This window comes from Serratia sp. SM04 (genome assembly GCF_040280225.1).
GTDB lineage: Bacteria > Pseudomonadota > Gammaproteobacteria > Enterobacterales > Enterobacteriaceae > Serratia > Serratia sarumanii.
This window is the reverse complement of the sequence record NZ_JBEOQT010000007.1, coordinates 137871-156477: the sequence shown is the minus strand read 5'-3', so window position 1 is coordinate 156477 and position 18607 is coordinate 137871. Positions and strand designations below refer to the sequence as shown.

Here is an 18607-nt window from a genome sequence, read left to right as displayed (position 1 = left end):
CTTTGCCGTTCAAGGCTTATTGCTTGTCTTTGTAAACTTCGGCGATGGCGCTGAATTTACCGTGTTCGCGGCCTGCCAGGATCACGTAGTATTGACCGCCCTTTTCGTCAGCCAGTTTGGACAGCTCTTCCTTGGCATCCATCGGTGACGTGGTTTCCGCCGTCGTGGTGACGGTGCCGATCTTCTCGTATTTACCCGGGTTCTTATCCAGATCTTCCTTGGTCAGCAGGGTTGCCGCCATGGAGCCGAAAGACACCGAACCCAGCACTGCCGCTGCAATAATCATCTTCAATGATTTCATGACACTAACCTCTCAATGGATAATTTATCTGTTATGAAAGCCGTCAAGAATCCATGCGTAGTACCGCAGGCTGCCGCGACATCCTCAGGCCTCGTTGCTTTCCCTGACGGGGCCTGTTTCCCAGAGACGAAACGCCAAAATGAAAAGCGCCGCACGCGGTCTTTTCATTTTGCAGCCAACGCATTGACTCACTAAGTATCGAACAGCTTTGTCTTTTATCCACCCGGCGGCGTTTTTTTTAGCGCCCTATCGTGCGATTTCCCACCGGATTCAATGTGCTGCAATAAACGCTTCGATCATCGTCACAAATTCATCGGGATGAGAGATAAACGGCGCATGGGCGGCTTTGGCCACGATCTGCGACGCAGAATGCGGCCAGGCGGCATCGAGCAGCTCGGCGACCTTGCGCGGCACCAGCCCGTCCAGATAGCCGTAGATCCGCAGCAGCGGCAGATTCAACGCCGCCAGCGGCACGCGCAGATCGGCGGTGCGCAGGATCTCCAGCCCGCCGTTCAACACCTCGACGCTCGGGGTCGGTTGGCTGAGCACCACCGCTTTCAGCTGGCGCGCATCCTGACGCGCGCTCTCGGTGCCCAGCGTCTGCAACGCCAGAAAACGCTCGACGGTGCGCTGGAAATCCAGACTCAGCTGATGCTGGAAACCGCTCAGCACGTCCGGGCGGATCCCCGGCCACTCATCGCGGGCGGCAAAGCACGGCGAGGAGGCTACGGTGATCAGCCCCTTGACCCGCTCGGGCTGCATCAGCGCCGCCTGGCTGGCCACCAGTCCGCCGAGCGACCAGCCTAGCCACCAGGCCTGCGGCGGGGCGGCCGCCAGCACGATTTCCGTCATCTGCACCAGCGACAACGCGCCGAACCCCTGGCTGCGGCCATAACCCGGCAGATCGACCAGGTGCAGGCGAAAATGCGGCGCCAGTCGCGCCTGAATGCAACTCCACACTTCGGCGTTCAAGCCCCAGCCGTGCAGCAGCACAAGATCGCGTTCGCCCTCACCTATTGTTTGCCAGTACAGCGCTGTCATTGGTTATTGTCCTTTCATGCTTATCCGTCTCGGAGGCTCTATGCTATCAATCCGCAGCCGCTGTTGGCTATGCCGACAGCCGTTGAGCCTGATGCGTCATGGCATTTGCAGCTGCTGCCTGCGCCATCTGCCGGCCCACCCGCCGTGTTGCCCGCGCTGCGGATTGCCCGCCGGGGAGACGCAAACCCCCTGCGGCCGCTGCCTGCAACGGCCGCCGCCCTGGCAGCGGCTGGTGTTCGTCGGCGACTACGTTGCGCCCCTCAGCCAACTGGTAAAGAGGTTCAAGTTTCACCGCGCGCCCGAGCTGGCGCCGACGCTGGCGCGCCTGATGCTGTTGCGGTGGCAGCAGACGCGCAGAGAGCAGAATCTGAACAGACCCGACCTGATTTTAGCGGTACCCTTGCATACATCACGCTGTTGGCGCCGTGGTTATAACCAGAGCGATCTGCTGGCCCGGCCGCTGGCGCGCTGGCTGGGCTGCGCCTATCGGCCCGCCGCTTTGCGCCGGGTGCGCAAGACAGCCCTGCAACAGCGGCTGAGCGCCGGAGCGCGCAGGCGCAATTTGCAGCGCGCTTTCACCTGCACGGTGCCGGTCGCCGGCCGGCATATCGCCCTGGTGGATGACGTGGTGACCACCGGCAGCACCGTCGCGGAAATCGCGGCGCTGTTGCGGCGGCAAGGCGCCGCCTCGGTGCAGATATGGTGCGTTTGCCGCACGTTGTAGTGCCACGGCAATGGGCGTATTATAACCGACTATAGAAGTCAACTATTGAGCTAATGCTATGATCCGTATAACAGATGCTGCACAGGAACACTTTGCCAAACTGCTGGCAAATCAAGAAGAAGGCACCCAAATCCGCGTATTCGTGATCAACCCGGGCACGCCGACGGCCGAATGCGGTGTCTCTTATTGCCCGCCGGACGCGATAGAAGCGACGGATACCGAACTGAAGTTCGACAAACTGTCCGCCTATGTCGATGAGCTGAGCGCGCCGTATCTGGAAGACGCCGAAATCGACTTCGTGACCGACCAGCTGGGTTCTCAGCTGACGCTGAAAGCGCCAAACGCCAAGATGCGCAAGGTCGATGACGACGCGCCGCTGATGGAGCGCGTGGAATACGTGCTGCAGTCGCAGATCAACCCACAGCTGGCAGGCCACGGCGGCCGCGTGACGCTGATGGAGATCACCGACGACAACATGGCGATCCTGCAGTTCGGCGGCGGCTGTAACGGCTGTTCGATGGTCGACGTCACGCTGAAAGAAGGCATCGAGAAAGAGCTGCTGCAGAAATTCCCGGAGCTGAAAGGCGTGCGCGATTTGACCGAGCACCAGCGCGGCGAGCACTCCTATTACTGATCCCCGGCGCTCGCGCCGCGGTGGATAACACAATGCCGGAAGGGGAAACCCGTTCCGGCATTGTCGTTTTCAGCCCACCGACACCTTGCGCCGCCGTTTGTCCAAATCCTTCAGCAACCGGTTTATCCGCGGATCGGCGAACATCTCCTCCAGCGTTTCGGTCAGCTTGCGCCGCCAGTTAGGGTATTGATCGCTGGTGCCGGGAATATTGACCGGATCGGCCATGTCCAGCCAGTCTTCCGGCTGCAGGCCGAGCAGGGCGCTGGCGCTGTCGGCGACATAGCGCTGCAGGCCGCGGTTAAGCAGCGGGCTCATGCCGAGCAGCGCCGCCTTCTTGCCCACCTTCTGCGGCACGCAGCCATAGCGATGCAACCCGTCCAGCAGCCCCTGCTTGGCGCGTTCCCGATCGGCGAACAGCGCCCGCAGGATCTCCGCATCCGGGTAAAGGCCCAGCCGGTTGCCGAGCGTCAGATCGTCGCTTTGCCAGTAGCCGCGCAGCGTCGGCAGATCGTGGGTGGTGATGGTCGCCATCGCCTGCACCGGATAGGCCTGCGGCGCGCGGAAATGGTGTTCGCCGTCGCTTTCGAAATACAGCACTTTGTAGGAATAGACGCCGCTGTCGCGCAGCTTGCCGACGATCTCCACCGGCACGGTGCCGAGATCCTCGCCGATCACCATGCAGCGGTGGCGCTGGCTTTCCAGCGCCAGCACCGCCAGCAGATCGTCCACCGGGTATTTGACGTAGGCGCCGCGATCGGCGGTTTCGCCATACGGGATCCACCACAGCCGCAGCAGCGCCATGACGTGATCGATGCGCAGCGCGCCACAGCTGGTCATGTTGGCGCGCAAAAGATCGATGAACGGCTGATAACCGCGCGCCGCCATCACGTGCGGATCCATCGGCGGCAACCCCCAGTTTTGCCCCAGCGGCCCCAGGATGTCCGGCGGCGCGCCGACCGACGCTTTCAGGCAATACAGTTCGCGGTCACACCAGGTTTCCGCCCCGCCTTCCGCCACCCCGACCGCCAGATCGCGATACAGGCCAATCGGCATCTGCTGCTGCCGGCTCTGTTCGAAACACTGCGCGAACTGCGTGGCCGCCAGCCACTGCAGCCACAGGTAAAAGCGGACCGCGTCCTGATGCTCATCGCAGAACTGCCGCACCGCTTCGCTCTGCCCACGCCGATAGCGCTCGGGCCAGGCCGGCCAGCCCCACTGGCTGGCGTCTTTGGCCGCCAGGTGGGCATGCAGCGCATCGAACGCCGCCTGCTGATACAGGCTTTCGCCGCCCTCAGTCACGAACCGTTCGAACGCCTGACGCTGCGCGTCGTTCGGCTTGCGCGCCTGAAACAGCGGGAACGCCAGCTTCAGCCCCGCCAGCTTCAGCTGCATCACGGCGGTGTAATCCACCCACTCCGCGGCGCGCGCCTTGGCCAGCTGCTTCTGCGTCGCCGGCTTCTGCCACCAGCGCTGAGCCGCGTCGCTGCGCTGGAAATCCTCCACCGCGTTGACGTCGATATACGCCAGATTCAGCCAGCGGCGCGACGAGGGGCTGTAGGGGCTGGCGCTCTCCGGGTTGGCCGGATACAGCGCATGGATCGGATTGAGGCCAACGAAAGCGCCGCCGCGTTCCCCCACCTGCTCCACCATCAGGCGCAGATCGCCGAAATCGCCGATGCCCCAGTTGCGATCGGAACGCAGCGTATACAGCTGAACGCAGGCGCCCCACAGCTTCTTGCCGGTCAGCAAGGCGTTCGGCTCGAAGCAGCGCCTCGGCGCGACGATCACTCGGCATGACCACTGCCTCGCGCCCTGGCTCAGCGTCAATTGGTGGTAGCCCGCCGGCAGATCGCCCGGCAGCGTCAGGGTCTTGCGCGCGCCGACGCGCCCCTGCAGGCATTCGCCGTCTTCACGCTGCAGCGCCCACAGGTACTCGCCTTCGCCCGCCGGGGTCAACGCCAACGGTGCGCCCTGATAGAACACCTTGACCGCCGGTAACGGCGACGCCGCCCCTTCCTGCGCGGCTTCGGCCCGATTCATGGCCGCCAGCAGCTTGCGCTTGGTCTCCGGTTCAATCGCCTGCCGCTTGCCGTGGGCATTGATGAAATCGGCGGCGATCCCCGCCTGTGCCGCCGCCTGATCGATACGCTTGCGATCCATTCGTTCTCCTTAACGTTTGGCTTGCCAGATGCGCTGCTGGTAATCGCGGATCGAACGATCCGAGCTGAACATGCCGACGCGCGCGGTGTTAAGGATAGTCCGCCGCGTCCATTCGTCCCGATCGCGGTACAGTTCATCGACCCGGCTTTGCGCCTGGCAATACGAGGCGAAGTCCGCCAACACCAGATAGGGATCGCCGCCCTCCAGCAGGCTGTGCAGCATCATGTCGAACGCGTGCTTGTCGCCGTGGCTGAACGCGCCGCTCGCCAGCTCGTCCAAAATCGCCTTCAGGTGCTTGTCTTTCTTGCGGTAGCTGAGCGGATCGTAGCCCTTCGCCAGTATCGCCTTCACCTGCTCCACGGTATTGCCGAAGATAAAGATATTGTCTTCGCCCACCTGCTCGGCGATTTCGACATTGGCGCCGTCCAGCGTGCCGACCGTCAGCGCGCCGTTCAGCGCCAGCTTCATATTGCCGGTGCCGGAGGCCTCTTTGCCAGCGGTGGAGATCTGCTCGGAGATATCCGCCGCCGGGATCATCAGTTCGGCCACCGACACGCGGTAGTCGGGAATGAACGCCACTTTCAGGCGATCTTTCACCAGCGGATCGTTATTGATCTTCTCGGCCGCCTGGTTGATCGCGTAGATGATGTTCTTCGCCAGGTAGTAGCCCGGCGCCGCCTTGGCGCCGAACAGGAAGACGCGCGGCACGATGTCCAGATTCGGGTTGTCGCGCAGCTGGCGATACAGCGACAGGATGTGCAGCAGGTTCAGGTGCTGGCGTTTGTACTCGTGCAGACGCTTGATCTGCACGTCGAAAATCGCGTCCGGGTCGAGCGTCAATCCCATCACACCGTGCACGTAATGGGCCAGCGCCACCTTGTTGTCGCGTTTGATCTGCTGATAACGCTGGCGGAACGCCGCGTCGTCGGCGAATTTTTCCAGCCCGCGCAACGCGTCGAGATCGTTCGCCCATTCCACCTTCAGCGTCTCGTCGATCAGGCCCGACAGCGCCGGGTTGCACTGTTTCAGCCAGCGGCGCGGCGTGATGCCGTTGGTGACGTTATGGAATTTGTTCGGCCACAGCTGGTGATATTCCGGGAACAGATCCTTCACCACCAGATCCGAGTGCAGCTGCGCCACGCCGTTGACCGCAAAGCCGCTGACCACGCACAGGTTGGCCATGCGCACCTGCTTGTTGTGGTGCACCGCCAGTTTGGCCCACACCGCCTCGTCGCCCGGCCAGTGCTTATCCACCCGCTTTTTGAACCTGGCGTTGATCTGTTTGATGATGGAGAAATGGCGCGGCAGCAGGCTGCGCACCAGTTTTTCATCCCAGCACTCCAGCGCTTCCGGCATCAGGGTGTGGTTGGTATAGGCGAAAGTGTTGCTGGTGATCGCCCAGGCCGCCTCCCACTCCAGCTGGTGCTCGTCCAGCAGAATGCGCAGCATTTCCGGAATGGCGATGGTCGGGTGGGTGTCGTTCAGTTGGATCACTTCGTACTTCGGCAGCTCTTCAATCTTGCGGCCGGCCTGATGGTGCTTGCGCAAAATGTCCGCCACCGAGCAGGCGCACTGGAAATACTGCTGCATCAGGCGCAGGCGCTTGCCGGCCTGATGGTTGTCGTTCGGGTAGAGCACCTTGGTCAGCTTGTCGGCTTCTACGCCCTGCTTCTCCGCCTGCAGGAATTTGCCGTCGTTGAAATCGCTCAGGTTGAACGGATGCTGATGGGTCGCCTGCCACAGGCGCAGCGGCTGCGCCACGCCGTTGCGATACCCCAGCACCGGCAGATCCCAGGCTTCGCCGCGCAGGGTGAAGGCCGGGCGCCACAGTTCGCGGCCGTCGGCCTGCTTTTCCAGCTTGCCGCCGATGCCCACGTCCACCGCCAGCGCGGCGTTGTGGCGGAACCACGGGTAGCTCTCGCGCTGCCAGTTATCCGGCGCCTCTTGCTGCTGCCCACCCTGGAACGACTGGCGGAACAGCCCGTACTGGTAGTTCAGCCCATACCCGGTGGCCGGTTGCTCCACCGTCGCCATCGAGTCAAGGAAACAGGCCGCCAGCCGCCCCAGCCCGCCGTTGCCCAGCGCCGGATCGGTTTCCTGCTCCAGCAGATCCGCCAGCTTGACGTTCTGCTCCGCCAGCGCCTGCTCGACGGTGTCGTACCAGCCTAGGTTGATCAGGTTGTTCGCCGTCAGCCGGCCGATCAGAAACTCCATCGAGATGTAGTTCACGTGGCGCAGCGGTTTGGCGCTTTTGCGCGGCGCCGGCTGTGCGGCCAGCTGCTCGGCCAGCGCCGCACTGACGGCTTCCCACCATTGATGTTGCGTCATCTGCTGTGCGGAACTGAGGCCGAACCGTTGCCACTGACGGGCAAGCGCCGCCAGAAAAGCATCCTTCTTGAGCGTAGGCTGTGACATAAGGAAAACTCTCTATCCAGTAAGTGGGTCAAATTGCCGCTATCGTGCCGGTGAGAAAGCCTGACGGCATCATCCCGCCTGGGGATTAGCTGGGGAGGAGGATTGGGGCGTAGCTGGAATTGTGATCTCAGGCACTGTTTGACTCCCTTGCAACGATGCAAAAAAGCCCGCCAACGCGTGCGGCGAGCACTGAGAACGTTAGCCATGACGTTAGCACAAGTATTCGCACTGCTGAAGTTTTGTGCATGGCCGGAAATGCGATCTGCAACCGCATCGCCGCGCGCCGACGCCAAACGTAAAAAAGTGTGATCGATAGCAACTTAACTCCAAGCCGATGTGGAAGCTTGTTGCAATACGTTTAGGGTTGGCAGAAGTTAGGGGGAGCTATTAATTACGAACCATAAAATAATTAGCGCCACTCCAAACCCGGCGGGAACCGCGATTTATACCCTGGAATACTATGCTGATCCCATCAAAACTGAGCCGCCCGGTACGGCTGCAAAATACCGTGATCCGCGATCGCCTGCTGGCCAAACTGGCCAGCGCGGGCAACTATCGCCTGACACTGGTCAATTGCCCGGCGGGATACGGAAAAACCACGCTGATCGCCCAATGGGCGGCCGGCAAGGCCGATCTGGGCTGGTATTCGCTGGACGAGAGCGACAACCAACCGGAGCGCTTCGCCAGCTACCTGATCGCCGCGCTGCAGCAGGCCAGCGGCGGCCGCTGCGTCAAGAGCGAGGCGCTGAGCCAGAAACACCAGTACGCCAGCCTGTCGGCGCTGTTCGCCCAGCTGTTTATCGAGCTGGCCGACTGGCACCAGCCGCTGTACCTGGTGATCGACGACTACCATCTGATCACCAACGACGCCATTCACGAAGCCATGCGCTTCTTCCTGCGCCATCAGCCGGAAAACCTGACGCTGATCCTGCTCTCGCGCACCCTGCCGCCGCTCGGCATCGCCAATCTGCGGGTGCGCGATCAGCTGCTGGAAATGGGCACGCAGCAGCTGGCGTTTACCCATCAGGAAGCCAAACAATTCTTCGACTGCCGCCTGGCGGCGCCGATGGAACAGCAGGACAGCAGCCGCCTGTGCGACGAAGTCGAAGGCTGGGCCACCGCGCTGCAGCTGATCGCGCTGTCGGCCCGCCAGTCCGCCTCATCAGCTCAGCTGTCGGCCAAGCGGCTGGCGGGGCTGAACGCCAGCCACCTGTCCGACTACCTGGTGGACGAAGTGCTGGATCACGTCGATGCCGATGCGCGCGCCTTCCTGCTGCGCTGTTCGGTGCTGCGCTCGATGAACGACGCGCTGATCGTGCGGCTGACCGGCGAAGACAACGGCCAGCAGCGGCTGGAGGAGCTGGAGCGCCAGGGGCTGTTTATCCACCGCATGGACGACACCGGCGAATGGTTCAACTTCCACCCGCTGTTCGCCTCTTTCCTGCGCCAGCGTTGCCAGTGGGAACTGGCGCTGGAGCTGCCGGGGTTGCACCGCGCCGCCGCCGAAGGCTGGCTGGCGCTGGGATATCCGGCAGAGGCCATTCACCATGCGCTGGCGGCCAGCGACGTCAGCATGCTGCGCGATATCCTGCTGCAACACGCCTGGTCGCTGTTCCACCACAGCGAACTGGCCTTGCTGGAAGAGTGCCTCAACGCGCTGCCCTATGAGCGCCTGATCCAGAACCCCAAGCTGGCGCTGCTGCAGGCCTGGCTGGCGCAGAGCCAGCACCGCTACGGCGAGGTCAACACCCTGCTGGAACGCGCCGAGCGCACCATGCGCGAACAGAAAATCGAGATAGACCAAACGCTGCACGCCGAGTTCGACGCCTTGCGCGCCCAGGTGGCGATCAACGCCGGTAAACCGGAAGAGGCCGAGCGGCTGGCGACCGAAGCGTTGAAATTCCTGCCGCTGTCCAGCTATTACAGCCGCATCGTCGCCACCTCGGTGACCGGCGAAGTGCACCACTGCAAGGGCGAACTGGCGCGCGCGCTGCCGATGATGCAGCAAACCGAGCAGATGGCGCGTCGTCATCAGGCCAACCATTACGCGCTCTGGGCGCTGCTGCAGCAGAGCGAAATCCTCATCGCCCAGGGCTTCCTGCAGGCCGCTTACGAAACCCAGGACAAGGCGTTCGAACTGATCCGCGAGCAACACCTGGAACAGCTGCCGATGCACGAGTTCCTGCTGCGCATTCGCGCGCAGATCCTGTGGTCGTGGTCGCGGCTGGACGAGGCGGAAGACGCGGCGCGCACCGGGCTGAAAATCCTGGCGAACTACCAGCCGCAACAGCAGCTGCAGTGCATCGCCATGCTGGCCAAATGCTCGCTGGCGCGCGGCGATCTGGACAACGCCAATACCCATCTGCAGCGCTGCGAAACCCTGCTGCACGGCGCCCACTACCATCGCGACTGGCTGACCAACACCGACAAGTCGCGGGTGATCCACTGGCAGATGACCGGCGACACCGCCGCCGCCGCCCAATGGCTGCGCCACACCGAAAAACCCGGCATGGCGGACAACCACTTCACGCAGGGCCAGTGGCGCAACATCGCGCGGGTGCAGATCCTGCTCGGCCAGTATGAAGAGGCCGGCGTGGTGTTGGATGAGCTGAACGAAAACGCCCGCCGCCTGCGGCTGGTGAGCGATCTCAACCGCAACCTGCTGCTCAGCAACCAGCTCTACTGGCTGCAAGAGCGCAAGGGCGAAGCGCAGCAGGCGCTGATCGAAGCGCTGTCGCTGGCCAACCGCACCGGCTTTATCAGCCACTTCGTCATCGAGGGCGAAGCGATGGCGCAGCAGCTGCGCCAGCTGATCCAGCTCAACACGCTGCCGGAGCTGGAACAGCATCGCGCCCAGCGCATCCTGCGCGACATCAACCAGCATCATCGGCACAAGTTCGCGCATTTTGACGAGAACTTCGTCGATAAGCTGCTGACCCATCCGCAGGTGCCGGAGCTGATCCGCACCAGCCCGCTCACCCAGCGCGAATGGCAGGTGCTGGGGCTGATCTATTCCGGCTACAGCAACGACCAGATCGCCGGCGAGTTGGACGTGGCGGCCACCACCATCAAGACGCACATCCGCAACCTGTATCAGAAACTGGGCGTGGCCCATCGCCAGGAAGCGGTGCAGCAAGCGCAGCAGCTGTTGAAGATGATGGGGTACGGCGCCTGAGAGTCAGCGCTGGCCGTAATAGGCGCCGGCGCCATGTTTGCGGCTGAAATGCTTTTCCAGCAGATAGTCATCGATCCGTTTCAGGCCGGGGTTAATATCCCGGCTGATCCACGCCATTTTCGCCACCTCCTCCAACACCACGGCGTTATGCACCGCCTCATCCGGCGTCCTTCCCCAACTGAACGGGCCATGCTGATACGCCAGGATGCCGGGAATGTGCAGCGGTTCACGCCCTTTCAGGGTTTCGATAATCACCCGACCGGTGTTCAGCTCATATTCCCGCGCCACCTCTTCCGCCGTCAGCCCGCGTGTACAAGGAATGTCGCCGGAAAAATAGTCGGCGTGGGTGGTGCCGAGCGCCGGTATCGCTTCACCCGCCTGCGCCCAGGCGGTGGCATGGGTAGAGTGCGTATGCACCACACCGCCGAGTTGGGGGAACGCCCGATACAGCGCCAAATGCGTCGGCGTATCGGACGAAGGCCGCAGTTGCCCCTCGACAACCTCACCTCGCGCATTCACCACCACCATATCCTCAGCCCGCATCGTTTCATAAGGTACGCCGCTGGGTTTGATCACCACCAGCCCACTGGCCCGATCGATGCCGCTGACATTGCCCCAGGTATAGGTCACCAGCCCGTGCTCAGGCAACGCCATATTGGCTCGGTACACCTGACTTTTCAGTTGATCCAGCATGCTCCCCCCTTATTTCCAACCCGGCCTCGACCATGCGTTCAATCACCCAGGCTCGCGCCTCCCGCACCGCCCGCAGCGGATCGTCCGCTTTCTCGCTCCACATCTCGAGCAGATAGGGGCCGCGATAGCCGCTCTGCAACAGCGTTTCGAAACAGCGCACGAAATCGACCACGCCCTCGCCGAACGGCACATTCTTAAACTCCCCCGGCCGCGTATCCTTAACGTGTACCGCCACGATATATCCGCGCCCGGCCATGAGCTCCATCGGCACATCGTTGTCCCAGGCAGACAAGTTGCCGATGTCCGGGTACAGCTGAAACCACGGGTTATTCAGGTAGTGGGCATAGCCCAGCGCCTTGCTGATCGAGTTCATCAGCGGATAGTCCATGATTTCCATCGCCAGCATGACCTGCGCACGGCTGGCCATCTCCACCGCCTGCGCCAATCCGGCGCGGAACCGGGCGCGGGTCTGCGCAGTTGACTGCTGGTAATAAACGTCATACCCGGCCAGTTGGATCACCCGGATGCCGGTATCCTGCGCCAGCCGAATAGCTTTTCGCACGATCTCCAGTCCCCGTTCGCGCGTGGTGTCGTCTGCACTGCCCAACGGAAAACGCCGGTGGGCGCTGAGGCATAAAGAAGGGACGCGCACACCGCTCGCCGCAACGGCGCTAACCAAGGCGAGCCGCTGTTCAGCGCTCCAGTCCAGCCGCGCCAGGCGGCCGTCGCTTTCATCGATCGACATTTCAACGAAATCGAATCCCAACTCACCCGCCAGTTGCAGGCGCGTCAGCCAGTCCTCGCCCGGCGGCAACGCTTTCTCATAGATGCCCAACGGCACGGATTTGTGCAACATAACCGCTCCTCAGCCCCACAGCTGGGCAATGACGGATTTAAATTCCCGCGCCGCCGCGACCGGATCGGCGGCATCGCGAATGCTGCGTCCGGCGATAAAGACGTGGATGGGAATGCCCTGGAACAGTGGCAAGTCTTCCAACGCCAAACCGCCGGTGACCGTCACCTTAAAACCCATCTCGCTCAGGCGGCGCACCGCGCGGATATCGTCTTCGCTCCATGCGACCCCTGCGGCCTGCGCATCGCGGCTGCGGTGGTACACCACCTGACCCATTCCCGCTTCACGCCACGCCTGCGCCTGTTCCCAGGTCCAGAACCCCGTCAGTTCGATCTGCACGTCGCCACCGAACTCATGCGCCACCTGCAGGGCGCCCTTGACCGTATTGATGTCGGCACAGCAGATCACCGTGATCCAATCGGCATGCGCCTCGAAGCACATTCGCGCCAAAATCTGACCCGCATCGGCGATTTTTGCGTCCGCCAACACGATGCGATCCGGATACAGCGCTTTCAGATCGCGCACGGCGCGCACGCCTTCCGCCACGCACAAAATAGTGCCGACTTCGATGATGTCGACTTCGGCCGCGATCAGGCGAGTCGTGTCGTAAGCCGCGGCCATGGACAGGTTATCCAGCGCCACCTGCAACATCGGTAACTGCGTGTTCATTGTTTGTCTCCTTCAATCAATTCGCCGCCGTAGACGTTTTGTCGATCAACGCCAATACCTCGCTCGCGTGGCGACAGGCCCGCAAGCGATCGAAGTTCGCCTCATCTTCAAACAGATTCACCACTTGCATGATCCCCACCTCCTGATGCGTTTTGGCGTCCACCGCCGCCAGGGTGATCAAGATGTCTATCGGATCGTTGTCTTCATCGCCGAAACACACCGGCGTTTTCAAGGTGACCAAGGCGAAGCCGGTTTTCAGCACCCCTTCCTCCGGCCGGCCGTGCGGCATCGCCAGGCCCGGCGCCAGCACGAAGTAAGGGCCGTGCCGGTCGACGCCGGCCAAAATGGCGTCGAAATAGCGCGGTTCCACCACCCCGGCAGCCACCAGCAAATCGACGCCCAACCGCACCGCCTGCCGCCAGTCAGCAGCCTCCGCCTGCAGTTGGATGGCGTTGTTTTGCGCCAACGAATCGCTCAGCTTCATCACTCGCTCCTTACTGCTTCAAATCTTGCGGAAAATACGTGCCGATAACTTCCATCAGCTTCGGGCCGAAGTCCGCCGCCGAGAGCATATTGCGCACCCCAACCACATATTTGTTGCCGCTCACGACGATTTCGTCGGCGACATGGGTGGAAGCAATGATGATGTCGGCCCCGTTCAACTCGGATTTGTATTCCCCCACCGCACAGCTGTTGACCGAATGATTCACACCTTGCTGCGTTAAAAATTGGTCGACTTTCATTTTCATGATCATGGAACTGCCTTGCCCGCAACCGCATACCGCCAGGATTCGTACCGTCATAATCTGCACTCCTATTAACGTGACGCTGGTTCAACCGATTGTTTTTCAGCATCTTCTTCCGCACGCAGGGTGCGTCCGGCGAAGAACATGTACAGCAGGGCGATAACGATCACCACACCCATAAACCACAGGCCCAGACTCAGCCCCTGCATCAGCGGCGGCGCCAGAATCGACCAGTCCGCCATGCCCATCCAGGCACTTAGCCCAGTCAGTTTGATGGCCCACACGCAGCCGAAGATCTCTATCATTCCCATCACCAGACAGATCTTCATCGCCGCACGCCAGCCACCGAAGTGGTTAGCGAATACGCCGATGGTGGCGTTAGAAAAGAACATGGGAATGAAACCGGGAATAATCATGATGGAAGAGCCGAGCGCTAACAGTATGCCGACGGCGATCAGTTGGCCGATGGTGCCCCACATAAAACCCCACACCACGGCGTTGGGCGCGAAGCTATAAATGGCGGCACAGTCGATGGCCAGTACCGCGCCGGGGATCAGACGTTGGGAAATGCCGTTAAAGGCCTCGGTCAATTCGGCGACGAACATGCGCACGCCCTGCACGATGATGAAAATCGCCACCGCGAACATCAGCCCGGTTTGCAGGATATAAATGCTCCAGTGGGTTTTACCGGCCATCGCCTGCAGAGTGTCCAAGCCGAACGAGCACAAAATGATGCCGAAAAACAGCGTCATCACGATGGCGGTGGACACGATGTTGTCATGGAAAATGTTCAGCCACCCGGGCAGCTTCAGATCTTCCACGCTGTCCTCTTTTTTACCGAGATACGGTGCGGCCTTGTATGCCAGCCACGACGCGAACTGCTGTTGATGCCCGATCGAGAAGCCGCTGTTTTCCGTTACCGCCTGCGTCGGTTTGAACATCATGTTGGAGGTGATGCCCCAGTACAGTGAAGCCAAGAGCGCGCTGCACAATACCGTCGTCCACATGCCGTAACCCAGAATGTAGAAAAATACCGCGATCAGCCCGACCTGCTGAAACATGATGTGGCCGGTGAGCATGATGGTACGAATCCCGGTAATACGCCGCAGCAGTACGTAGAGAATGTTCAGCGCCAATGCCAGCAATACCGCGTAGCCGACCCAGCTGTAGGCGTCCCCCATACGTTCGATGGTGGCCATCATCGAAGCATAGGTGTCCGAAATCGCCCCGTTGATGCCGTATACCTCGGACAACTTCGCCACAACCGGTTTGAACGTGCCGGTCAGGATGCCGGAGCCGGCCTGCAATAACATGAAACCGATAATAGTCTTGATGGTGCCTTTGATGATGACCGCCGCGCTTTTGCGCAGCAACGTGTAACCCAGCAGTGTAACCAGCCCCAGCAGCAGCGGCGCATTGGTCATCACCTGGTTAAAAAAGACGGTGAAGATGGTGTAAAGGGTTTCCATACGGCTCTCCCGGAAAGGTTGGCGTGCAGGTAACGCTTTCACCATATCAATCACCAACAATCACAAAAAGATCATAAATGATTATTTGTGAACAACCTCGCAAGATAAAAATCAATTCCACTAACATTCAATGAATTAGGCAACACTCATTTTATTACCCATTGAATTTAATAGCAGTAACCAGGAGAAGCATAAGCGCCATGGGCAGTGTCGCACGCGAATAAGGCGGCGTTAACGGGAGTTAAGATCGTTGTCAGCTGAAAAAAACGATGCTAGATTCAATCAAAACAAGTCACATAAAATCTAAATGTGATTACTTATGATTTTATCATCACCGACAATGAGGAAAAACCCATGAGTAAAGTCAACGACATCACCCGCGAGTCCTGGATATTGAACACCTTTCCCGAATGGGGCACTTGGCTGAACGAAGAGATAGAGCAGGAGAAAGTCGCGCCCGGCACCTTCGCCATGTGGTGGCTGGGCTGCACCGGCATCTGGCTCAAGTCTGAAGAAGGCGCCAACCTGTGCGTCGATTTTTGGTGTGGCACCGGCAAGCAGAGCCACGGCAACCCGCTGATGAAAACCGGCCACCAAATGCAGCGCATGGCCGGGGTGCGGAAACTGCAGCCGAACCTGCGCACCACCCCATTCGTACTCGACCCGTTCGCCATCACCCAGCTCGACGCCGTGCTGGCCACGCACGATCACAACGACCATATCGATGTGAACGTCGCGGCGGCCGTGTTGCAGAACTGTCCCGAATCCGTCCCGTTTATCGGGCCGAAAAGCTGCGTGGATATCTGGATCGGCTGGGGCGTGCCGCCGGCGCGCTGCATCACCGTCAAACCTGGCGACGTGATAAAAATCAAAGACGTCGAAATTCATGCGTTGGATGCTTTCGATCGCACGGCGCTGATCACATTACCGGTGGAACAAAAGGCCGCGGGCGTACTGCCGGACGGCATGGATCTGCGTGCGGTCAACTACCTGTTCAAAACGCCGGGCGGCAACCTTTATCACAGCGGCGATTCTCACTACTCCAACTATTACGCCAAGCACGGCAACGATCACCACATTGATGTCGCCCTCGGCTCCTACGGCGAGAACCCACGCGGCATTACCGACAAGATGACCAGCGCCGACATCTTGCGCATGGCGGAATCGTTGAACGCCAAGGTCGTGATCCCCTTCCACCACGATATTTGGTCGAATTTCCAGGCAGACCCGCAGGAGATCCGCGTGTTGTGGGACATGAAAAAGGATCGGCTCAAGTACGGTTTCAAACCCTTTATCTGGCAGGTTGGCGGCAAGTTCATCTGGCCGCAGGACAAAGACAATTTGGAATATCACTATCCGCGCGGGTTCGATGATTGTTTCACCCAGGAACCCGACCTGCCCTTCAAGTCTTTCTTGTAATCAACCGGTGTTGCATACTGATGCGCGCTTTTGAACGGCAATGATTCAAATCGTCAAACGGCGCGCATATAATCGAAGGCAACGACGTTCTTCTCACCCTGATGGAGCCCGCATGACAGAGTCCCAACGCCACAATGCCATTCTCGATCTCTTGCATCGCAAGGGGCAAATCTCCGTGGCGGACGTGATCGCGGCGTTTGACATCTCTCCGGCCACCGCGCGCCGGGACATCAACAAACTGAATGAAATTGGCAAATTGCGCAAAGTGCGCAACGGCGCCGAAGCCACGCAAACCCCGCGCCCGGCCTGGACGCCGCTCAACATCCATCAAACCCAGCATCTCGATGAAAAAATGCGCATCGCGGCAGCGGCGGCGCAACTCTGTCAGCCGGGCGAAAGCGTGGTGATCAACTGCGGTTCCACCGCATTTCTGCTGGGGCGTGAAATTTGCGGCAAGCCGGTTCAGGTGATCACCAACTACCTGCCGCTGGCCAACTACCTGATCGAACAGGACCATGACAGCGTGGTGATCATGGGTGGCCAGTACAACAAGACTCAGTCGATTACCCTGGCGCCTCAGGACGGCGACGCGACGCTGTACGCCGGGCACTGGATGTTCACCAGCGGTATCGGCCTTACCGCCGAGGGTTTGTATAAAACGGATATGCTGACCGCCATGGCGGAGCAAAAGATGCTCAACTACGTCGGTAAACTGGTGGTGCTGGTCGACAGCAGCAAAGTCGGCCAACGCGCCGGCATGCTGTTCAGCCGCACCGAGCAAATCGCCATGGTGATCACCGGCCGCGCTGCCAATCCGGCGATCGTTGAGCAACTGCGTCAACAGGGCGTTGAAGTGCTGCTGGTGTGACAAAACCACACCCTTGTTCTGGTCTTAAACGCCGCAGAGTTGGTTACAATAGCGGCGTCCCCCAATTACGAGGCAGTCAGCAGTATGGAACAGTTCGAAGCGATCAACGTTGAGCAAGCGTACGCCCGCTGGAAAGAGGGCAGCGCCGCCCTGGTCGACATCCGCGATCCGCAAAGTTTTGAAGCCGGGCATACGCCGGGCGCCTTTCACCTCACCAACGCCACCCTGTCGGCCTTTATGCAGCAAAACGACTTCGAGCGGCCGGTAATGGTGATGTGCTACCACGGCAACAGCAGCCGCAGCGCGGCGCAGTATCTGCTGCACCAGGGGTTCGACGCGGTCTACAGCATCGACGGCGGCTTCGAGGCCTGGGCCCGCCAGTATCCGCAAGACGTGGAAACCTCTGCCTGATCCCCGCCGCCCGCCGTGCGTCGGCGGGCTTCCCCTTCGATTTTGTGCGCGTTTTCGCGGGTTTTTCGCAGATCCGTTTGCCAGCGCTCAGGATTTCGACGTTATAATCGGCCGTCAGGGTCGCCGGCGGGCAAGCCGCGGCCAAAATCATTCACTTACGACGGAAGAGCAATGGTTAGAGTAATCGCCGTATCCAACCCGCGCCTGGCGCTGGCCTTTGTCGACTATATGGCGACCCAGGGCATCCGGCTTGAGCTGCGCAACAGCGGCGAGGCGGCGGAAATCTGGCTGGCCGACGACGTTCACCTCGAGCAGGTGCAACACGAGCTGCAGCAGTTTCTGACCGATCCGCTCAACCGCCGTTATCAGGCCGCCAGTTGGCAGACCGGCCATACCGACGCCGGCCTGCACTATCAGAGCGAATCCTATCTGCACACCCTGCGCAGCAAGGCCGGGCCGCTGACGCTCGGCGTGATGGTGCTGTGCATCGCGGTCTATATTCTGATGCAGGCGCTGGGCGACGACACCGTGATGTACTGGCTCTCCTGGCCGCAAAACAGCAGCCAATACACGCAGCTGTGGCGCTGGGTCAGCCATGCGTTCCTGCACTTCTCCCTGCTGCATATTCTGTTTAACCTGATGTGGTGGTGGTATCTCGGCGGCCAGATGGAAAAACGCCTCGGTGCCGGCAAGCTGTTCGTGCTGGCGGTGGTGTCGGCCTTCTTCAGCGGCTGGGCGCAATCGCTGTTCAGCGGCGCGCTGTTCGGCGGGCTGTCGGGAGTGGTTTATGCGCTGATGGGCTATGTCTGGCTGTCGGGCGAACGGGCGCCGGAGCGCGGCCTGATGCTGCCGCGCGGCCTGATGGCGTTCTCGGTGCTGTGGCTGGTGGCCGGATATTTCGATATTTTAGGAATGTCGATCGCCAACGCGGCACACGTAGCCGGTTTAGTGTTAGGGTTATTGATGGCATTTTGGGATACGCGCCATCGCGCACACAACGAACAATAACAGCCGGGAGCTGTGCCCAGC

Annotated in this window: 17 protein-coding genes; 7 read left to right on the top strand and 10 right to left on the bottom strand. The window is 60.7% G+C overall.

All coding sequences use genetic code 11. The features are described from left to right. Positions 1 to 16: 16 nt before the first annotated feature. Positions 17 to 301 (bottom strand): YdgH/BhsA/McbA-like domain containing protein, encoded by a 285-nt coding sequence (locus ABTW55_RS12280; RefSeq protein ID WP_004930765.1) that lies wholly within the window; start codon positions 299 to 301, stop codon positions 17 to 19. A 270-nt stretch (positions 302 to 571) separates the two neighbouring features. Further along, a complete protein-coding gene (bioH, locus tag ABTW55_RS12275; protein WP_060423640.1) occupies positions 572 to 1342 on the bottom strand; it encodes a pimeloyl-ACP methyl ester esterase BioH in 771 nt (256 codons plus the stop codon). 40 nt (positions 1343 to 1382) lie between these two features. Here bioH and gntX point away from each other — a divergent pair, with 40 nt between their 5' ends. Together gntX and nfuA are read left to right on the top strand one after the other, a co-directional pair. After that, entirely contained in the window at positions 1383 to 2066 is a 684-nt protein-coding gene (gene gntX, locus ABTW55_RS12270) for a DNA utilization protein GntX (protein WP_060423637.1), read from the top strand. 58 nt (positions 2067 to 2124) lie between these two features. Beyond that, on the top strand, positions 2125 to 2700 hold the full coding sequence (gene nfuA, locus ABTW55_RS12265) for a Fe-S biogenesis protein NfuA (RefSeq protein ID WP_060423634.1): 576 nt from the start codon (positions 2125 to 2127) through the stop codon (positions 2698 to 2700). Between the two features lie 69 nt (positions 2701 to 2769). Here nfuA and malQ read toward each other — a convergent pair whose 3' ends face one another. Next, entirely contained in the window at positions 2770 to 4860 is a 2091-nt protein-coding gene (malQ, locus tag ABTW55_RS12260) for a 4-alpha-glucanotransferase (RefSeq protein ID WP_047570214.1), read from the bottom strand. Between the two features lie 9 nt (positions 4861 to 4869). Then, the gene (malP, locus tag ABTW55_RS12255; protein WP_060423631.1) at positions 4870 to 7275 is read right to left on the bottom strand and encodes a maltodextrin phosphorylase; all 2406 of its coding nucleotides are present in this window, start codon (positions 7273 to 7275) and stop codon (positions 4870 to 4872) included. A 460-nt stretch (positions 7276 to 7735) separates the two neighbouring features. Here malP and malT point away from each other — a divergent pair, with 460 nt between their 5' ends. After that, the gene (gene malT, locus ABTW55_RS12250) at positions 7736 to 10450 is read left to right on the top strand and encodes an HTH-type transcriptional regulator MalT (RefSeq protein WP_060423627.1); all 2715 of its coding nucleotides are present in this window, start codon (positions 7736 to 7738) and stop codon (positions 10448 to 10450) included. Between the two features lie 3 nt (positions 10451 to 10453). Here the strand turns inward: malT and ABTW55_RS12245 are convergent, their stop codons facing one another. The 6 genes from ABTW55_RS12245 to ulaA are packed head-to-tail and all read right to left on the bottom strand — an operon-like array spanning position 10454 to position 14880. Then, complete coding sequence (locus ABTW55_RS12245) at positions 10454 to 11140, bottom strand: L-ribulose-5-phosphate 4-epimerase (RefSeq protein ID WP_033649394.1); 687 nt, start codon at positions 11138 to 11140, stop codon at positions 10454 to 10456. Further along, positions 11091 to 11999 (bottom strand): L-ribulose-5-phosphate 3-epimerase, encoded by a 909-nt coding sequence (locus tag ABTW55_RS12240; RefSeq protein WP_060423624.1) that lies wholly within the window; start codon positions 11997 to 11999, stop codon positions 11091 to 11093. Before ABTW55_RS12240 ends, ABTW55_RS12245 begins: the two co-directional genes overlap by 50 nt. 9 nt (positions 12000 to 12008) lie before the next feature. Further along, positions 12009 to 12665: a 3-keto-L-gulonate-6-phosphate decarboxylase UlaD gene (locus ABTW55_RS12235; protein WP_033649343.1), complete on the bottom strand. Its 657-nt coding sequence runs from the start codon at positions 12663 to 12665 to the stop codon at positions 12009 to 12011. Between the two features lie 16 nt (positions 12666 to 12681). Further along, a complete protein-coding gene (gene ulaC, locus ABTW55_RS12230; protein WP_033649344.1) occupies positions 12682 to 13149 on the bottom strand; it encodes a PTS ascorbate transporter subunit IIA in 468 nt (155 codons plus the stop codon). Between the two features lie 10 nt (positions 13150 to 13159). Next, on the bottom strand, positions 13160 to 13468 hold the full coding sequence (gene ulaB / locus ABTW55_RS12225) for a PTS ascorbate transporter subunit IIB (protein ID WP_060423621.1): 309 nt from the start codon (positions 13466 to 13468) through the stop codon (positions 13160 to 13162). 14 nt (positions 13469 to 13482) lie between these two features. Further along, complete coding sequence (gene ulaA, locus ABTW55_RS12220; RefSeq protein WP_033636328.1) at positions 13483 to 14880, bottom strand: PTS ascorbate transporter subunit IIC; 1398 nt, start codon at positions 14878 to 14880, stop codon at positions 13483 to 13485. 354 nt (positions 14881 to 15234) lie between these two features. Between ulaA and ulaG the strand changes: the two genes are divergently transcribed. The 4 genes from ulaG (at position 15235) to glpG (ending at position 18586) form a co-directional block, all read left to right on the top strand. Continuing rightward, positions 15235 to 16299, top strand: coding sequence for an L-ascorbate 6-phosphate lactonase (ulaG, locus tag ABTW55_RS12215; RefSeq protein WP_049195640.1), 1065 nt, complete (start codon positions 15235 to 15237; stop codon positions 16297 to 16299). Between the two features lie 112 nt (positions 16300 to 16411). After that, a complete protein-coding gene (gene ulaR, locus ABTW55_RS12210) occupies positions 16412 to 17167 on the top strand; it encodes an HTH-type transcriptional regulator UlaR (RefSeq protein ID WP_033636329.1) in 756 nt (251 codons plus the stop codon). A gap of 84 nt (positions 17168 to 17251) precedes the next feature. Then, a complete protein-coding gene (glpE, locus tag ABTW55_RS12205; RefSeq protein ID WP_019455180.1) occupies positions 17252 to 17578 on the top strand; it encodes a thiosulfate sulfurtransferase GlpE in 327 nt (108 codons plus the stop codon). 171 nt (positions 17579 to 17749) lie between these two features. Continuing rightward, entirely contained in the window at positions 17750 to 18586 is an 837-nt protein-coding gene (glpG, locus tag ABTW55_RS12200) for a rhomboid family intramembrane serine protease GlpG (RefSeq protein WP_041037039.1), read from the top strand. Positions 18587 to 18607 lie beyond the last annotated feature (21 nt).

Coding starts and splice junctions, on each gene's coding strand:
- ABTW55_RS12280 (WP_004930765.1), bottom strand. CDS start 301: ATGAAATCATTGAAGATGATTATTGCAGCGGCAGTGCTGGGTTCGGTG.
- bioH (WP_060423640.1), bottom strand. CDS start 1,342: ATGACAGCGCTGTACTGGCAAACAATAGGTGAGGGCGAACGCGATCTT.
- gntX (WP_060423637.1), top strand. CDS start 1,383: ATGCTATCAATCCGCAGCCGCTGTTGGCTATGCCGACAGCCGTTGAGC.
- nfuA (WP_060423634.1), top strand. CDS start 2,125: ATGATCCGTATAACAGATGCTGCACAGGAACACTTTGCCAAACTGCTG.
- malQ (WP_047570214.1), bottom strand. CDS start 4,860: ATGGATCGCAAGCGTATCGATCAGGCGGCGGCACAGGCGGGGATCGCC.
- malP (WP_060423631.1), bottom strand. CDS start 7,275: ATGTCACAGCCTACGCTCAAGAAGGATGCTTTTCTGGCGGCGCTTGCC.
- malT (WP_060423627.1), top strand. CDS start 7,736: ATGCTGATCCCATCAAAACTGAGCCGCCCGGTACGGCTGCAAAATACC.
- ABTW55_RS12240 (WP_060423624.1), bottom strand. CDS start 11,999: ATGTTGCACAAATCCGTGCCGTTGGGCATCTATGAGAAAGCGTTGCCG.
- ABTW55_RS12235 (WP_033649343.1), bottom strand. CDS start 12,665: ATGAACACGCAGTTACCGATGTTGCAGGTGGCGCTGGATAACCTGTCC.
- ulaC (WP_033649344.1), bottom strand. CDS start 13,149: ATGAAGCTGAGCGATTCGTTGGCGCAAAACAACGCCATCCAACTGCAG.
- ulaB (WP_060423621.1), bottom strand. CDS start 13,468: ATGACGGTACGAATCCTGGCGGTATGCGGTTGCGGGCAAGGCAGTTCC.
- ulaA (WP_033636328.1), bottom strand. CDS start 14,880: ATGGAAACCCTTTACACCATCTTCACCGTCTTTTTTAACCAGGTGATG.
- ulaG (WP_049195640.1), top strand. CDS start 15,235: ATGAGTAAAGTCAACGACATCACCCGCGAGTCCTGGATATTGAACACC.
- ulaR (WP_033636329.1), top strand. CDS start 16,412: ATGACAGAGTCCCAACGCCACAATGCCATTCTCGATCTCTTGCATCGC.
- glpE (WP_019455180.1), top strand. CDS start 17,252: ATGGAACAGTTCGAAGCGATCAACGTTGAGCAAGCGTACGCCCGCTGG.
- glpG (WP_041037039.1), top strand. CDS start 17,750: ATGGTTAGAGTAATCGCCGTATCCAACCCGCGCCTGGCGCTGGCCTTT.